We start from the raw sequence: 17,062 nt of genomic DNA, 5'->3' as shown, positions 1-17,062 counted from the left end.
GAGTTACTCCATCATTTTTTCAATTGGCATAACTAAGATAGAGTTTGCGCCTAGCGCTTTTAATTGCTCCATCGTTTCCCAAAATAATGTTTCGCTGCTCACCATGTGCAGTGCTACATATTCATCAGAACCTGCTAATGCAAGAAGCGTAGGTTGGCCAGTGCCTGGGAGGAGGTCACAAATCTCATCAAGCTTATCTTTTGGTGCGTGTAGCATGATGTATTTGCTTTCTTTAGCTTGTTTAACACCGCGCAAGCGTGGCATTAGCTTTTCAATAAGGGCTAATTTGTCAGCATCTTGTAGGTCTTTATTTTGAATCAAGCATGCGTTTGACTCTAAAATAGTGTCGCCTTGCATTAAGCCGTTTGCTTCTAGAGTTGCACCAGTTGATACTAAATCACAAATTGCATCAGCAAGGCCTGCACGAGGGGCTACTTCAACCGAACCTGTTAGCATAACAGTGCTTGCGTTAATGCCTTCACGCTTTAGGTATTGAGTGAGAATTTCTGGGTAAGTGGTGGCAATGCGTTTGCCTTCAAACCAACTTTTATCTTGTGGACCTAGCTCTTGTGGCCATGCTAGGGCTAAACGACAAAAACCAAAATCAAGTTTTGACAGTTTATTTACTTCACTTGGTACACCTTGGCGCTCACGCTCTGCTTGAACTTCTACTAAAACGTTTTCGCCTACGATTCCTAAGTCACACACGCCGTCCATAACAAGGCCAGGGATATCGTCATCGCGCACACGCAGTACGTCAATCGGCATATTAGTTGAGTGTGCGATTAAGCGTTGCTCACGTAAATTAAGTTTAACACCTAATTGTTTTAGTAAGTCTTGGCAATCTTTTGAAAGGCGGCCACCTTTTTGGATGGCGATACGTAGACGGTTGCTGTTACTCATTATTCATTTTCCTTTAATTTAAAAACTAAAAACCCCGAGGGAACCTCAGGGCGAAAATGAATCTTTTATGTTGATTCGCCAGAGGTTCCTTTTAGGAATAACCTCTCAGCGAAAGACCTGACAGGTTATTCCGATGAATGGTGGTGATGATGTACTGTTGTCAGGTTTAAGCGCATTATAAAATCCTAGAAACTTTCGTTTTATTTTGAAGCTGTATTTTACAACTATTCAACAAAAGTTGTTAATCTGTTTAAGTAAATTTCATATATAGAAAAACATATTTTGATAAACACTGGCAAGTCTTTTTTGAATTAATTAAAGAATAAGGTATAACAGCCGATACTAAACGTATTGATTGGAGGTACGTATGGATATGATGATCCCTTTCCTTGGGAAAATATCTCGTTTAGATGTTGAGCATAAAGGTGCATTTTACATTGCTGGGTTAAAGGACTCTAAAATATCGCAAATAGAGCTCGAGAAGAGAAAAAAAGCCGCTTATGAACGAAAAAAAATGTTAGAAAAAAATCAGCCTAAAGAGCAGGAAACTGCTGTGACAACGGATGAGGATGGTCAAAAGCACCTCGATACATGGGCTTAAGCTTATTTAAAATAGTAGATAACACACAAAATTAGTCTGCTATGTTTATAAGGTCCGTTTAAATAATGTGATAGTAAGGTTTTATATGGAAAAGCCCACGCTCCCAGAAAATGAAACAGCTAGATTAGCAATGCTGAGATCACTCAATCTTTTAGACACGCTACCAGAGGAAAGTTTTGACCGTGTAACACGACTTGCAAAGTACATATTTGATGTACCAATTGCATTAATTACGCTGGTTGATGGACAAAGACAATGGTTCAAGTCGTGCATTGGGCTTGATGTAAATGAAACTCCACGGGAAATTTCATTTTGTGGACATACAATCCTGGATGAAAGTTCACTTATCGTTAATGACACATTGAATGACTCGCGCTTTGCAGATAATCCTCTTGTTACCGGTCACCCTCATATTCGTTTTTATGCCGGTCACCCCATTACGTTGTCAGATGGTATTCGTATTGGCACTTTGTGTATTATAGATTCAAAGCCTCGCGAATTTTCAGCAAAAGATATACAAGCATTAAAAGATTTAGCGCTCATTACACAACGAGAATTATCAATAATGCGCTTAGCAACTCGTGATGAGCTCACAGACATTCCAAATCGCAGAGGGTTCAAGTTACTCGCTGAACGCTATCTTGATTTATGTGTTCGCCAACAAACTAATGCAATTACCATATTTATTGATTTAGATTCGTTAAAATACATCAATGATCAATATGGACACCCATGTGGTGATGAAGTGCTACGTATTTTTGCATCAATTATCGCCCAATCTTGTCGTAAATCGGATCTTTATGGTCGCTTTGGCGGGGATGAATTTGTGATAATGTTGACACAAGTAACACATAAACAATGCCAATTACTAATCTCTCGAATCGAAGAAGCTTTTGCTACTGAACCAACTTTGCAATCGTATACTGAAACACTTGGCTTTTCATACGGTATAGCAGAATTTGACCCAACAGCGCCTGTTGAACTTGACCAATTATTAGAGACTGCAGACAGCAAAATGTACGTGTGTAAAATGGCGAAACGCAATGTAGTATAATAATTTGAATTTTATAGATATAATTGTCTAATTTTTTGTAGGACCTCAAGTTAATTTAAGACATGTAATTTAGTACATTGTTGTGCTGATTTTAACTGCATTTTACCTACACACCTTTCATAAACCACACATACTTTTGAGGTTATTGCGTTACTTAAGTTGTATTCGCTTGCTCTGTACACATTGCTTTTGTAAAATCCGTTTATCATTTTTCGTCGAGCGGACGTTATTATCAAACAGCTCTTTAGTGCAACGGGTCCTTTAGCTTTATCTTTAGAGGGGTACACACCTCGTCAACCTCAAATAGATATGGCTGTCGCAGTGAGTCAGGCATTAAAAAACCGTTCTCAGTTAGTTGTTGAAGCGGGAACGGGTACCGGTAAAACTTATGCTTATTTAGCACCAGCATTAAAGTCTAAAGGTAAAACAATTATTTCGACGGGGACTAAAGCCTTACAAGAACAGCTCTACCATCGTGATTTACCTCAATTAGTTAAAGCCCTAAGTGCATCTAAAAAAACGGCTCTATTAAAGGGGCGAAGTAACTATTTGTGCTCCTACAGGCTTAATCAACACGTTGCACATGTACCAACCGATGACTCAGATGTTATGCACCAATTAGCAATGGTGGCAAAGTTTGCAAGTGAGACTCATACTGGTGATTTAGCCGATTGTATTGGTATTGAAGAGGACGCTAAAGTTCTACCCTATGTTAGTTCAACAGCGGATAACTGTTTAGGTAAAGAGTGCCCAGACTTTCAAGAGTGTTATATTCGTAAAGCCAGATTAAAAGCTATGGATGCCGATGTAGTGGTAGTCAATCATCATTTGTTTTTTGCTGATATGGCAGTCAAAGACACCGGGTTCGCTGAGCTTATTCCCACAGCTGATGCCTATATTTTTGATGAGGCACATCAATTAAGTGAGATTGCGAGTGATTACTTTGGTGAAAGTGTAAGTACTAAAAAGCTGGTGGATTTAATCACTGATCTTCGTGCTATATATCGCTCAGACATACCAGATATGCTGCAATTAGGTAAAACGCTCAATAAATTAGAGACTAGTGTTGCTGATCTTCGATTGCAATTTGGTGTAGACGGTAGCCGCGGCGATTGGCGCCAAATGCTAGCCGACAAAGATATTTGCGCAGCACTACACCGAGTCATTAGTGATTTAGATTTCTTATATCAAGTACTTAAACATTGTTTAGATCGAAGCGAAAAGATTGAGCATCCGTTTGAACGTACACTTGCTTTTAAAGGCCAGCTTGAGCGAGTTTTTGATATAAGCCAAACGGGTTACAGTTACTGGTATGAAACAACGCGCCGTTATTTAACTGTGCATGTCACACCGCTCAATGTATCAGTTAAATTTGCACAAATGATGCAAGACACAGGTGCAGGCTTTGTGTTTACCTCGGCAACCTTATCTGTTGATAATGAGCTGGATCATTTCAATGCAAGCTTAGGGTTAAAACCTGAGCAAAGTATGATGGTTGATAGTCCATTTGATTATCAGAATCAAGCCTTACTGTGCTTACCGCGATACTTACCAGAAACGCATGCTGCAAATATGCCTCATGCAATTATTAAATTAACATTAGACTTGATAAAGGCAGCAAAAGGCCGATGCTTTGTGTTGTTCACCAGTTACAGAATGATGCACTTAGTTGCAGAGGGGTTAAGCACGCAAATTGATTATCCCATTTATATGCAAGGGCAAATGTCTAAGCGTATTATTCTAGAAAAATTTACCCGACACGGCAATGCAGTGTTACTCGGTACTGCATCTTTTTGGGAAGGGGTAGATGTTAGAGGTAGTACGCTCAGTTGTGTTATTATTGATAAGCTTCCTTTTGCTGCACCTGATGACCCATTACTTCAAGCAAAAATGCAAGATGCCCAAATGCAAGGACACGACCCATTTGCCTATATTCAGCTACCACAAGCGGTTATTGCGCTCAAGCAAGGTGTTGGTAGGTTAATACGCGATAATCGTGATAAAGGCGTTTTAGTAATATGTGATAACCGTTTAGTTACGCGGCAATACGGGCAAGTATTTTTAAAAAGTTTACCGCCAATGCGTCGAACCCGAAGCATTGAACAAGCGAGTGAATTTTTAGAACAGATAAATTAGAGATTATAAAAAATGAGTAAATCAACTAAAACAGCACCCATCAATTTTTTAGCGCTCGACGCATCTACAGAAGCGCTTTCAATAGTATTAAATGTGAATGGTGATGTTCTCCATCATTTTGAAGAGTGCCCACAACAACATAGTCAAAAAATTCTGCCGCTAGTAGACTCATTGTTAGCGAAAACAAATTGTAATCTTAAAGACTTAGATGTTATTGGCTTTGGTCAAGGGCCTGGTAGTTTTACAGGGGTTCGTATTAGTGTCGCTATTGCTCAAGGCTTAGCATATGCTTGCAAATTGCCACTGGTAGGCGTCTCAACATTACAAATGATGGCACAACAAGCATATCAACAAACAGGCGCAACCCAAGTTTTTAGTGCAATTGATGCACGCATGGGTGAAATCTACTTTGCAGAGTATACACTAGGTGAAAACGGTACGATGGAACTCGTTGCAGAAGAACAAGTGTTAAAACCTGAGCAATTAGTGCTTCAAGGCAAGCAAGGCGTTGCAGTAGGTACAGGTTGGCAAACATATCCGGATGCATTAAAAAGCTGTCCACATATAACAATTGATCCAACAATAACACTGCCTGATGCATTATTTATGTCAGCCTCAGTAACGGGTAACTTTGAGTTAGGTAATACAGTTGAAGCAGCTCAAGCACAGCCTAAGTATGTAAGAGATACGGTCACTTGGAAGAAGCTGCCTGGTAGAGAATAATAGTCATACTCGTGTTTATATCAATCCGCAATAATACTTAATCATTTTGCGGGGCTAAACGTGTCGCTACCTGCGTTAAAAAATTTTCATTTAGAACAACTAAATAGCGAATTTTCTGCCTTGTTATCAACACGTTTTTCTACCCTCAAAATAGATTACTTAATTAAGCGAATTAGTATTATTTATTGCAATTACTTAAGTTGTTTTTGTAAAGAGTAGTTTATTTAACCTGAACTCTGGTTAAGAGATATACTAATGTATTGATATTAAATTACAAATATATTTATTCGTCTCCAGCCGGAGACTTTTAGCGATAACAAGGTGAATTTACGCGTCAATAGCTGGTCTATTGCAAGTAAATTCAACGCAGTTAGCGTTGAAAGTAGCCGCTGGAGATAAATTTATTATCCAGAGTTCAGGTTATTTAATATACTTGCAAGGATGCAAAATATAACACATAATTATTTAATGCGTATCAGTGAGAAACCGCTATGACTTTACCCATTGGCTCAGGTTTTTTTACAGGTGATATACCAGGTAAAATTACACCAAAACAGAATATAGCTAGTAAACCACAAAGTTTATTAGATAATTCTGCTGCAATTGATAAAAAGCCAGAGTTTGTAAAATCCTCACAAGCCGGTATTGAACTTGCTCAACAGCTGCAATCTAAAAGTACGAATGCTTCGGCTGAGTATCAGCAAACTATATACGATCAACCAACTCCAAAAGTTAGCAAAGCTATTTCTACTTACTCAGAACTTGCAAACCTTGAGCGACGTGCCGAGGTGCAAAACCTCATTGGTGTTGATATTTACGCCTAGCCTAGAAGCACGAATTGTTTTCCAGTCCGATTAATACTCCCTCAAAAACCAAACTCTACTAACTTTGAATTTTGTAAATGTTGAGTTAATTAAAGTTAAATTAATTCATCTTAATGTGGATGTTCAAGCTTGTTAATTTTCCTGAAATAGGTATTGTAGTAAGAAAAATAATAAGAATTTATCGTGCTGTTTTCTAAAGTTTTTCATCAGTTTAATCAAAGCGCAGTTAAGGTGTCTTCAAACACTGTTATTTTGTCTTTGCGTGAAGGATATATTGCGCTCATACCATTTTTTATTGTCGCTTCTGTAATTACACTACTAAACCAGTGGTTTGACTTAGCTGATAAAGGCGGGGATCACGCATATTTGAATGATTTCAATCAACTGATATGGGCCCTATTACCAGTTATCACGGTTATTTCTTTTAGTTACTATTTATCAAAAAATTTACGTCTGCACACAATTGCTGCACCTGTTTTAGTTCTTACGTGTTTTTCGGTTAGTACAGGGTATATAACGGCAGATGTTGACAATGTATTGGTAAATAATCGCTCAGGCGTTTTGTATTCAATTCTAATGCCTATTTTATGTTGTTACTTACTGAAGTACTTTTCTTCTTTTAGCGCTTTAAAAATTGTGGGTATTAGTACGATAAGCTTATTTTTAAGGAAGCACTTAAATTTAATATTTCCTTATTTACTCGTAAGCATTATCACACTACTGCTAATTCCATTTATCACTAACTTAGGTGAGTTCTTTCTTAGTTACTTAATAAATTTAGATCACAACCCTTCTATATTGGATAAGCTCAGCTTACAAATGATTAGCGCTCATCTACTATGGTTTGTGGGGATCCATGGTGACAATGCTTACCATATTTTAACGCCGATTACATATACCGAGTATGATGTATTTGAAGGGTTAAGTAGTTACAATTTTTTTAGCACTTTTATTTTATTGGGTGGAACTGGGTGTCTTTGGGGATTAATTATCGCATGCTTTATGATCAAAAATGCAGAGCATGAACGCAGTATAGCCCGTATTTCTATGCCTCTTGCTGTTTTTAATATTAGTGAGGTAATGATTTATGCACTTCCTATAGTATTTAATCCATTTTTTTTAGTGCCATTTTTGCTAACTCCTATCCTCAATGGTGCCATTTCATATGTTCTTATTGATAATGGCTTTTTAATATTAAATACAAGTGAGCAAATTCCATGGTTTACACCTGTTATTCTAAGTGGATGGATGGCAACACATAGTTTGACTGGGGTTGTTTTGCAACTTGGGCTAATTTTACTCAATGCTATTGTTTATTATCCGTTTGTTTTAGCCAATAAACGTCATAACATTACAGGGAAAGCATTAGATATGTTGGTAAAACGATACAGTGCAGGGGAGAGCATTGAAGGGCAGTCAGAGCAATCATTTGCGCGTTCGCATTCGTTAAACCAGCTTGAACAATACAGTTTGAAAGCTGTAACTGATGCGCTTAATTCAGGCGCTTTATCCTTATATTATCAACCTAAAATAGACCCAAAAACCAAAGAGATTGTTGGTTTTGAAGCGTTACTAAGGTTAATTCAATCCGATGGTGTGGTGGCTGGGCCTTGGTTTTTAGAAACTTTAGAACAACATAATTTGATGTACATTATTGATGATTTTGTGATTGACCAACTTGAAGTTGACCTAAGTAACTTTGCAGCTCAAGGGTTCAAGCCTAATATTAGTTTTAATATCTCCCCACAAAACTTGTTAGCCGGGGGCTATAAACGTGTCGTTAATGCGTTTGCTAGATATCCAAATCAGGTTGAAGTGGAAATACTCGAATCAAGTTACATAGAAGACTTTGAAGCGACCGTTAAGCTTGTTAATTATTTAAATAAACATCATATAAAATGTGCAATGGATGATTTTGGCACGGGTTATTCATGTTTATCTGTTTTATCTAAGCTAAACGTTAATACCATAAAGTTAGACAGAAGCTTATTACCAGAAGGCGATAATACAAAATCAGTCGTGTTATACCAACATTTAGCTAAGATATGCGTAGAGCTTGGCTTTAATGTTGTTGCTGAAGGAGTTGAAAGCCAAATGCATGAAGCAGTTGTTAAAAAAGCCCGGATACATTCTGCTCAAGGCTTTTTATATAACAAAGCATTGCCATTCAATGTAGCAATGGCTTTGTTAAATCCTAAGAATTAATTTTTGTTGATGTATCCAATAAGTTTATCCGCAATATCTGTATTGTTCATCGAGCCAACAAAGTCATTCGCACCTTTGCCATAAGCAAAGATTTGTACATCTACAGCGGTATGACCGCCAGTAGTCCAGCCCGTAAAGCTTGCTTTGCTAATAATATCTTTAATTGCAAGGTTTAATGGTTTCTCTCCCATTTTTTTGGCTTGCTCTAATTTGACTTTGTTTTCAGGTGTGAATGCTATCCCGGTATGCTCTTCCCATACTGGCTGAAGGTTTGAAGCGTCGAGTAGTAATTTTGTTAATGTTCCTGCCGTTGCTTTAACGCCCTTGATTACATCGGTTTCCCACTTATACTGACCATGCGCACCAATTGTTAAGCCGCCAGTAGAATGATCAGCTGTAACAACCAATAGTGTATTGGGGTTTTTATCAATATAAGCTTTAGCTAATTCGATTGATTTCGCAAAATCATCCATTTCAGCCATCGCACAAGCAATATCGTTAGCGTGGCCACACCAATCAATTTGACTGCCTTCAATCATTACAAAAAAGCCGTCGCTTTTTGTATTGTCGAGTAAATTTAAGGCTTTATTAGTCATTTTAGCTAGGCGAGCGGGGTTTTCGTCAAGAGCGAAAGGCATACCTGATGGCGCATAGAGTCCAATTGCAGGAATTTGTTTGATATTTGCTAATTCATTGAAGTTGCCACTGTATTGATAGCCAGCAGCTTTAAATTCAGCGACTAAATCACGATCCTCACGGATAAAATATTTTGTACCGCCGCCAAGCATAAGGTCAACAGGTAACTTACCTGCGATTTTATTATCAATGTAGTCGTTAGCGATTTCATCATAATTGCGTCGAGATTCATTGTGAGCGGCAAAGCTAGCTGGGGTTGCATGGTTTATTTGTGATGTTGCAACTAACGCTGTGATCATACCTTTTTCTTTGGCTATTTCGAGCATGGTTTTTACAGGCTTTTTGTTTGTATCAACCGCAATAGCGCCATTGTAGCTTTTATGACCAGAACTCAGTGCGGTTGCACTTGCAGCGCTGTCTGTCACCACAGTATGATCGTCAGGGTAAGTGTGAGCCATGCCCGTCAATATTGAATCAAAAACTGTTTTTTCAACTTCTTTGGTAGTTGGGTCATCTTTATAGTATCGGTATGCTGTTGTATAGGCTGGGCCCATACCATCACCAATCATATATATTATGTTTTTAGGAGTTTGTTCAGCATAAACTGCGCTTGAACACATTAACGCCAATAGGCTTAATTGTTTTTTCATTTTTGTACCCTATCCATTATGTGTTGTTATTGTATACCTACTGTATTATAAATAAACGTCTTTTTCGTTGAACAGACTTAAATTAAAGAGGAGTAACTTAGTGCAACCTTTTTCAATTCAAAGTGGCAAATTAGCACTTCGTGGCCTAACCTTTGGCGATGGGAATGAAGTCGTCATTGCATTGCACGGTTGGTTGGACAATTGTCACAGTTTTATTCCAATGCTTGAAAACGGAAATTTAAATGAAAAATGGTATTGCATCGACTTTCCCGGACATGGGTTATCGGATTGGCGAAGTGAAGACGCACATTACTATTTTGTAGACTACGTTGACGATGTTTATAATTTGATTAACCAAATTGGTGCAGAAAAAGTCCATTTGGTTGGTCACTCTATGGGCGCTATGGTTGCTGGCTTATTCGCAAGCTGTTTTGCAGAAAAGGTCAAGTCAGTCACTATGATAGAAGGGGTTGGAGTTATTACAACGCCAAGTGACGATGTTGTAAAGCAGCTTAGGCAAGCGATTCTAAAGCGTTATGAGGTTAAAGGCAGAACGCAACGCGTATATAAATCAAAAGAACAAGTATTTAAAGCGCGTGCGGTGTCGAGCGACTTACCGCATAAAGAAATTGCTCTTTTAATGAACAGAAACCTGACAGGTACAACTCAGGGGTTTATGTTAACAACGGATCCTAAGCTTAAAAATCACTCAGGTTTTAGATTTGATGAACAGCAATGTATAGCAGTAATAAGTAAAATAAATGTACCCTGTCAACTCATTATAGGTGATGATGGTTATTCCTTTGTTAGCGATAATTTAGAGAAATATAAATTATATTTCAAAGGTTTAAATGTAATTTCAGTCAAAGGGGGGCATCACTGTCATATGCAAAGCGCACAGCGGTGTTTAGTGCAAGTTCATGAGTTTATGCAGCAAAATGGTGCATGTTAATTGTATATCTGCCCCAAATGTGGGATTATTTACTCATTAGAGTATTTGCTCGATTGTTAAAGTGCCTTACATAGTTTAAGGTTTAATAAAAATAAATTATAAATAGAACAGGAGCTAAGAGTGGAAAAGATCTGGCTTAAGCGCTACCCAAAAGGTATGCCTGAAACTATCGACCCTGAACACTACAACTCGTTACTAGAAGTGTTTGAGAAAAGCTTCTCGGATTATAAAGATTTACCCGCATTTACTAATATGGGTAAAACACTAAGTTATAACGAAATGGACAGCGCCACAAAACGTGTCGCTTCATATATTCAAAATGATTTAGGGTTGAAAAAAGGTGCTAAGGTCGCGGTTATGATGCCGAACCTATTGCAAACACCGATCACGATTTTGGGTATCTTACGCGCGGGCTGTGTTGTTGTTAACGTAAACCCACTTTACACTGTGCGAGAACTTGAACATCAGTTAAATGACTCAGAATCAGAAGCAATCTTTATACTTGCGAACTTTGCAGATACGTTGGAAAAATCGCTATCTAAGACCAATGTAAAGCATATTGTCGTAACGCAAGTGGGCGATATGGTAGGTGGCCTTAAAAAGCACATTGTAAATTTAGTTGTCAAGCATATTAAAAAAATGGTTCCAGCTTATAGTTTACCAAACCCAATTAAGTTTTCAGAGGTTTTAAAGGGCGATGAAAGCCGCTATATCAAACCAGATGTGAACTTAAATGACTTAGCTTTCTTACAGTACACAGGTGGAACAACTGGTGTATCTAAAGGAGCAATGCTAAGCCATGGTAATATGGTAGGTAACCTTGAGCAGGTTTCAGGTTGTTTAGACAACGTGCTGGAGCGTGGCAAAGAAGTAGTTGTTACGGCTTTACCGCTTTATCATATCTTCGCCCTTACAGCTAACTGTTTAACGTTCATGAAATATGGCGGATTAAACCTACTGATCACCAACCCACGTGATATGCCAGGTTTTGTGAAAGAACTTAGCCAGCATAAATTTACAGCTATTACTGGTGTTAACACATTATTTAATGGTTTGCTAAATACGCCGGGTTTCTCAGATTTAGATTTTAGTCATCTTAAAATGTCTTTAGGTGGCGGTATGGCTGTTCAGCGACCTGTAGCTGAAAAATGGCAAAAAGTAACACACTCTAAGCTTATGGAAGGCTATGGCCTAACTGAATGTGCACCACTTGTAACAATTAGCCCTTATGACTTAGATGCTTACAATGGATCTATTGGATTACCTGCACCAAGTACTGAGTTAAAGCTTATTTTAGACAATGGCCAAGAAGCAGCGAAAGGTGAGCCAGGTGAGTTATGGGTTAAAGGCCCACAGGTCATGTTAGGTTATTATAATCGTTCGGATGCGACATCTGAGTGTTTAAAAGATGGCTGGTTTGCAACTGGTGATATTGCAACATATGACGATGAAGGTTTTTTCTACATCGTTGACCGTAAAAAAGACATGATTATAGTGTCTGGCTTTAATGTTTTCCCAAATGAGATAGAAGAAGTTGTGGCAATGCATGATGGCGTTCTTGAATGCGCTGCGATTGGTATCCCTCACGACGTTAGTGGTGAACAAGTTAAAGTTTTTATTGTTAAAAAAGACCCATCTTTAACTGAAAAAGATATAATAAAGCACTGTCGTGATAATTTAACTAATTACAAAGTTCCAAAACTCGTTGAGTTTAAGGATGAGCTGCCAAAAACAAATGTTGGCAAAATACTCAGAAGAGCTTTAAAAGATTAGCAACTATAAAAAAACCGGCAATTGCCGGTTTTTTTATTGTAGGAGCACAAGTGCAATACCAATTGATTCAAACACAAATTCAATTAAACACGTTTGTTGAGCAAATTCGCAATAAACCGTTACTGGCAATTGATACAGAGTTTATGCGCAGACGTACTTTGTATCCTGAAGTAGCGCTTATTCAAGTCTATGATGGTGAGCATTTAGCGCTTATTGATCCCCTATCCGAGTTATCATTATTTGATTTTTGGGAAATCTTGCGTGATGAAAGTGTACTAAAAATACTTCATTCACCATCAGAAGACATTGAAGTATTTCAAAAGTACGCAGGGTTTGTTCCATCTCCTTTATTTGATACTCAATTTGCACTGCAATTACTAGGTCATGGAAATTGTATGGGGTTTGCCCATATGGTTAAGTCATTACTTAATATTGAAATTGATAAAAGTGAATCAAGAACCAACTGGTTGCAACGCCCGCTAACAAATAGTCAGCTTGATTATGCAGCCGCTGATGTGTTTCATTTATTACCGTGTTTTGACATCATCATTGAGCAGATCAATGCTGCAAACTATTTTGAGTTAGTGATAAATGAAAGTAATTTGGTTGCTCAAAAGCGCGCTTATCAAACTCCAGATGAGTTATTATATAAAGATATTAAAAATGCATGGCAGTTAAAGCCTTCTGAACTTGTTGTTTTAAAAGAGCTTGCTGCTTGGCGAAAGAACAAAGCAATACGCAAAAACCTTGCACTAAACTTTGTGCTTAAAGAGCATAACCTTGTTGAGATTGCTAAACGCAAACCCACTAGTCTCAACGGCCTTCGCAATATTCCAGAAGTAGAGAATATTGAGGTGAATCGCTCTGGGGTAGAAGTTTTAAAGTGTATAGAAAAGGCAAAAGTAGTACCTGTGTCTGATTACCCTGAGCAATTAAAGCGATTAATCGACTTTCCTACATATAAAAAAGCAGCAAAAGATATTAAACAAACAATTACTAAAGTTGCAAAAGAGCAGGGCATTCCTGAGGATGTAATGGCATCTAAAAAGCAAATAAACCAGCTTATCAGTTGGAACTGGAAGCTCACACCGGAACAACGTAAAACCCATTTAAAGCCTGATTTACTCAATTCTTGGCGTTATGAATATCTTAAAGATGCCCTCAAAGAATGGGATGTCTAAATAGACTGAGGAACTCGTTTTACATTAAACGAGTTCCAATAGTTTAGTTTTGCATGGCTTTTAAAACTTTATCTAAGTTTGCTTTTGATTTAGCAACGCTTTGTAATGGAGTCATACCCACTGGAAACTCCTCTTGTTCTATTACCAACCATTTTGTGCCTCCATCGGTAATAAGAGAATTGATTATTTTTTTCCATGGATAGTTGTTTTCACCAAATATAGGGTTTAAGCCGTCTTCTTTGCGGGTGCGTACTTTTAAATGCGCTGCGTAAGTCCTACCAGCGTATTTCTGTATAAAATGCATAGGCTCTTTACCTGCATAATGTAGCCAACCTATATCAAGTTGCAGTGGCAAGTTATTTGGAGTATTGCTGGCTAAGGCATCCCAATAAGTTTCATTATTAAATTGTTCAAACTCTTTGTTGTGATTGTGAAAACCAATATGCATATCATATTTTTGTGCAACTTCATTAAGTTCTTTTAGTTGTTTTGCCAATGGCATTATACCTTTGGGGTCCCATGCTCGCTCATCCCACGGCACGAACAAATTAGTCACGCCGAGTGTCTTATAAAATAATAAAGTACCCATTAAGTGAGTGTCAGAAAGCTTATCAAAGCCAATATGTGCACTACTGGCAACTAAGTTTAAATCATTTAGTTTGTTTCTTAATGCGCTTGGATTATCTGCATAGGGACCAAAATCACCTGCAAACTCAAGTCCTTCAAAACCCATATCAGCAAGTGCTGTGATGGTTGCATTAAAATCAGCCTTTAAATCATCTTTAACGGACCATAATTGCACGCTTACCTTAGGTGGCTCGAACGTACTTGCGTTACTTGTGAAAGGGAGCAGCATAAGCATGATTAAAATGCTCACAACAGAATTAATTAAGAAGGAATGAGAGGATTTGAACATAAGATTACACCTAAATATAAGCAGGGAATAAATCCCTGCTTGGACTGGGCTTAGAAAAATGGGACTTAGATTACTGATTAGTCAGTGTAAGCATATTGGCTTAAACCAAGTTCACTCAACACGCTATCAAGATGCTGCTTTGCTTCATCTGTAGGGCCAGGGTAATCACCAGCTATAGGCACATTACCTAAGTAACCAATGTCTTTACATCCTTGTGGTGAGCAAAAATAAGCGCCAAGAACGAGATTCTTTAAACGTAAAAATGCATTGCCAATTTGCTGAAACTGCTCTGGCGTAGTGTCATCGAAATACGCAATATCATTCAATATTGCTGTTTGCTTTTCACGGTTTAGCGCAACAAATTTGGTTTTAAATCGCATAACTGATTCATCATCAATCCAAGCGAGGCCATGTAGAATAGTGACGCGATCTTTTTGTTGGCCGTTATAGGGTGAGCTGACCCACTCATCGATAACACTGGGAACATTTACCTCGGTTGCACTTGGGTTATCACCTTCCCTAGGTACAATATAATCTGATAAAACTGCTACTAGCGATAGTTGTTCTTGCGATAATGTGAGCGGCCAAGGTGATTCAGGTGGTATAACTAAATTAGGATCAGTGCCATAGCCTTTCGCAGTGATAGGCTTTATATCTATAGTAGGCCAATGACCTTTTGTACTGATACTTTCTTCAAGTGCTTTACTGCAACCAGCTGAGAGCGACACTGCTGAGCCCGCAGCTAATAATCCAAGCCATTTAAGTGATTCTCGGCGTGTCATTCCGGAAATATATTTGTAAGAGTCAACACGATCATCATTATGCATATCAAAGTACTCCTTGTTCTATTTGTTTGGAGATCCAAGTTGAGTTGCGCATGGCTAAAGTCATAATTGTTAGCGTACAGTTTTTGTGTGGGTTAGAAGCAAAGGTACCTGCATCCATTACAAATAAGTTGTCACAATCCCAAGTTTGTCCCCATTGATTAGTGACCGACTCTTTAGGTGAGCTGCCCATACGGGTTGTACCAACTTCGTGAATTATTTCACCTCCTTTTGAAATTGCTTTTTCAGCAGGGGGTAATTTACCAACTTTAGCACCCATGTTTTCGAGGATTTGCTTTGCTGTTTTTAAACCGTGCTCAATCTGTTTGAGCTCTCTATCAGACCATTTAAAATGAAATTTAGAAACTGGAATACCCCATTTATCTTTTTTATTTTCATCAATTTCCATGAAAGAGTCATCGTTTGGTAGCATTTCACCGCGCAGTGCTAGGCCTACATATGAACCATAAGCATCACGTACTTGCTGTTTAAGTTCTACACCAAGACCCCGTTTATCACCTGAAACACCTGAACCTGGCTGGTTGAAACCACTGCTTATTTCAAAGTGATAGCCTCGAGGGAAATCAAGTTCACCTTTTGACTGGGCTTTATGGCCCCACCAAGGAATAAATAAGTGGTTACCTGTATGTCCATCTTCGTTATAACGAGGTCGGCCTTTTAAAGCTGGGATTTGAGCACCTAACCATGCACCCGTCGAGTCCATCAAGTTTTTACCGATTTGACCACTCGAGTTAGCAAGGCCTTTAGGGTGCTTTTTGTGTTTTGAGTTCAGTAGAATACGCGCTGATTCGCAGGCACTTGCAGCAAGTATAACAATATCAGCATTTAGTGATTGTTCAGTGACTGACTTTTTATCAACATAAGTTACACCAGTCACTTTACCATCATCATTCACTGCAACAGACTTAACCATAGCATCAGTTATAATTTCTAAGTTACCAGTTGCTTTGGCCATTGGTAGAAGAGACGTAGTTGTTTGAAATGCAGCACCAATAGAACAACCAGAACCACAAGGTGTTGCATAAAAACACGCCAAGCGGTCATCTTTAGGGCGCGTTAATACTGCTCTATGCATCGGGACTGCTGGGATCCCAAGCTTTTTCGCTGATGCTGCAATCAATAACTCAGGAATTCTGGGTGTTGGTGGTGGCTGCAATACACCTGGTGCCGATGGTGGCATATCATCAAGACCTGTGTTTGTACCACAAATGCCCACTAACTCTTCAGTTTTGTCATACCATGGTGCTATATCTTCGTAGCTAAACGGCCAGTCTGCACCGTTTCCGTCTTGGCTTTTTCCTTTGAAGTCGTGCTCACTAAAACGCAACGAATAACGGCCCCAGTGGTTTGTTCGGCCACCAAGCATGCGTGCACGCCACCAATAAAAGTCAGTGCCTTTGGCATTTGTATAAGGTTCATCAGGTACTTGCCAGCCACCATCAACGGTTGCATCATAAAAGCCAAAGTTTTTATCTTTATTACCAGCGCCCATTAACGGAGCCTCACTGTTTCGGCGAAACATCGGGCTTTCTGTTTTAGGGTCGTAATCACGACCGGCTTCCAGTAACAAAACTTTGTGACCAAGTTTAGTTAAGGTATATGCGGCCATTGCACCGCCGGCACCAGAGCCAACAACGAGCACTTTATGGTTGAATTTTGTCAT

Annotated in this window: 14 protein-coding genes; 9 read left to right on the top strand and 5 right to left on the bottom strand. The window is 38.6% G+C overall.

Going from position 1 to position 17,062, the window contains the following annotated elements:
* Positions 1-3: 3 nt before the first annotated feature.
* Complete coding sequence (gene hisG / locus ACHUE3_RS02030; RefSeq protein WP_058559343.1) at positions 4-903, bottom strand: ATP phosphoribosyltransferase; 900 nt, start codon at positions 901-903, stop codon at positions 4-6.
* A 367-nt stretch (positions 904-1,270) separates the two neighbouring features.
* On the opposite strand from hisG, the gene ACHUE3_RS02025 reads away from it, so the two are divergent.
* From ACHUE3_RS02025 to ACHUE3_RS02000, 6 genes are all read left to right on the top strand, one after another.
* The gene (locus tag ACHUE3_RS02025; RefSeq protein ID WP_394189667.1) at positions 1,271-1,504 is read left to right on the top strand and encodes a hypothetical protein; all 234 of its coding nucleotides are present in this window, start codon (positions 1,271-1,273) and stop codon (positions 1,502-1,504) included.
* An 85-nt stretch (positions 1,505-1,589) separates the two neighbouring features.
* A complete protein-coding gene (locus ACHUE3_RS02020) occupies positions 1,590-2,558 on the top strand; it encodes a sensor domain-containing diguanylate cyclase (protein WP_394189665.1) in 969 nt (322 codons plus the stop codon).
* 309 nt (positions 2,559-2,867) lie between these two features.
* Positions 2,868-4,694 (top strand): ATP-dependent DNA helicase, encoded by a 1,827-nt coding sequence (locus tag ACHUE3_RS02015; protein WP_394189663.1) that lies wholly within the window; start codon positions 2,868-2,870, stop codon positions 4,692-4,694.
* 12 nt (positions 4,695-4,706) lie between these two features.
* Positions 4,707-5,417: a tRNA (adenosine(37)-N6)-threonylcarbamoyltransferase complex dimerization subunit type 1 TsaB gene (gene tsaB / locus ACHUE3_RS02010; protein WP_394189661.1), complete on the top strand. Its 711-nt coding sequence runs from the start codon at positions 4,707-4,709 to the stop codon at positions 5,415-5,417.
* 491 nt (positions 5,418-5,908) lie between these two features.
* Entirely contained in the window at positions 5,909-6,241 is a 333-nt protein-coding gene (locus ACHUE3_RS02005; RefSeq protein ID WP_394189659.1) for a hypothetical protein, read from the top strand.
* Between the two features lie 183 nt (positions 6,242-6,424).
* A complete protein-coding gene (locus ACHUE3_RS02000; protein ID WP_394189657.1) occupies positions 6,425-8,446 on the top strand; it encodes an EAL domain-containing protein in 2,022 nt (673 codons plus the stop codon).
* On the opposite strand, the gene ACHUE3_RS01995 is transcribed toward ACHUE3_RS02000, so the two are convergent.
* Complete coding sequence (locus tag ACHUE3_RS01995) at positions 8,443-9,732, bottom strand: alkaline phosphatase (RefSeq protein ID WP_394189655.1); 1,290 nt, start codon at positions 9,730-9,732, stop codon at positions 8,443-8,445. The genes ACHUE3_RS02000 and ACHUE3_RS01995 overlap by 4 nt on opposite strands.
* Positions 9,733-9,832: 100 nt before the next feature.
* On the opposite strand from ACHUE3_RS01995, the gene ACHUE3_RS01990 reads away from it, so the two are divergent.
* From ACHUE3_RS01990 to rnd, 3 genes are all read left to right on the top strand, one after another.
* Positions 9,833-10,684, top strand: a complete 852-nt coding sequence (locus ACHUE3_RS01990; RefSeq protein WP_394189653.1) for an alpha/beta fold hydrolase — start codon at positions 9,833-9,835, stop codon at positions 10,682-10,684.
* A 120-nt stretch (positions 10,685-10,804) separates the two neighbouring features.
* Positions 10,805-12,457: a long-chain-fatty-acid--CoA ligase FadD gene (gene fadD / locus ACHUE3_RS01985; protein WP_394189651.1), complete on the top strand. Its 1,653-nt coding sequence runs from the start codon at positions 10,805-10,807 to the stop codon at positions 12,455-12,457.
* A gap of 50 nt (positions 12,458-12,507) precedes the next feature.
* Positions 12,508-13,638 carry a ribonuclease D gene (gene rnd / locus ACHUE3_RS01980; RefSeq protein ID WP_394189649.1) on the top strand — a complete coding sequence of 377 codons (1,131 nt, stop codon included), beginning with the start codon at positions 12,508-12,510 and terminating at the stop codon, positions 13,636-13,638.
* A gap of 43 nt (positions 13,639-13,681) precedes the next feature.
* Here the strand turns inward: rnd and ACHUE3_RS01975 are convergent, their stop codons facing one another.
* The 3 genes from ACHUE3_RS01975 to ACHUE3_RS01965 all read right to left on the bottom strand — a co-directional run bounded on the left by ACHUE3_RS01975 (position 13,682) and on the right by ACHUE3_RS01965 (position 17,062).
* Positions 13,682-14,554: a sugar phosphate isomerase/epimerase family protein gene (locus ACHUE3_RS01975; RefSeq protein ID WP_394189647.1), complete on the bottom strand. Its 873-nt coding sequence runs from the start codon at positions 14,552-14,554 to the stop codon at positions 13,682-13,684.
* Positions 14,555-14,631: 77 nt separating this feature from the next.
* Positions 14,632-15,381, bottom strand: coding sequence for a gluconate 2-dehydrogenase subunit 3 family protein (locus tag ACHUE3_RS01970; protein WP_394189645.1), 750 nt, complete (start codon positions 15,379-15,381; stop codon positions 14,632-14,634).
* Between the two features lies 1 nt (position 15,382).
* Positions 15,383-17,062: a GMC family oxidoreductase gene (locus tag ACHUE3_RS01965; protein WP_394189643.1), complete on the bottom strand. Its 1,680-nt coding sequence runs from the start codon at positions 17,060-17,062 to the stop codon at positions 15,383-15,385.

Origin of the sequence: Pseudoalteromonas atlantica (assembly GCF_043641955.1) — a bacterium.
GTDB lineage: Bacteria > Pseudomonadota > Gammaproteobacteria > Enterobacterales > Alteromonadaceae > Pseudoalteromonas > Pseudoalteromonas atlantica_A.
Note: the sequence above shows the minus strand (reverse complement) of the source record. Positions and strands in the feature narration are given on the sequence as shown.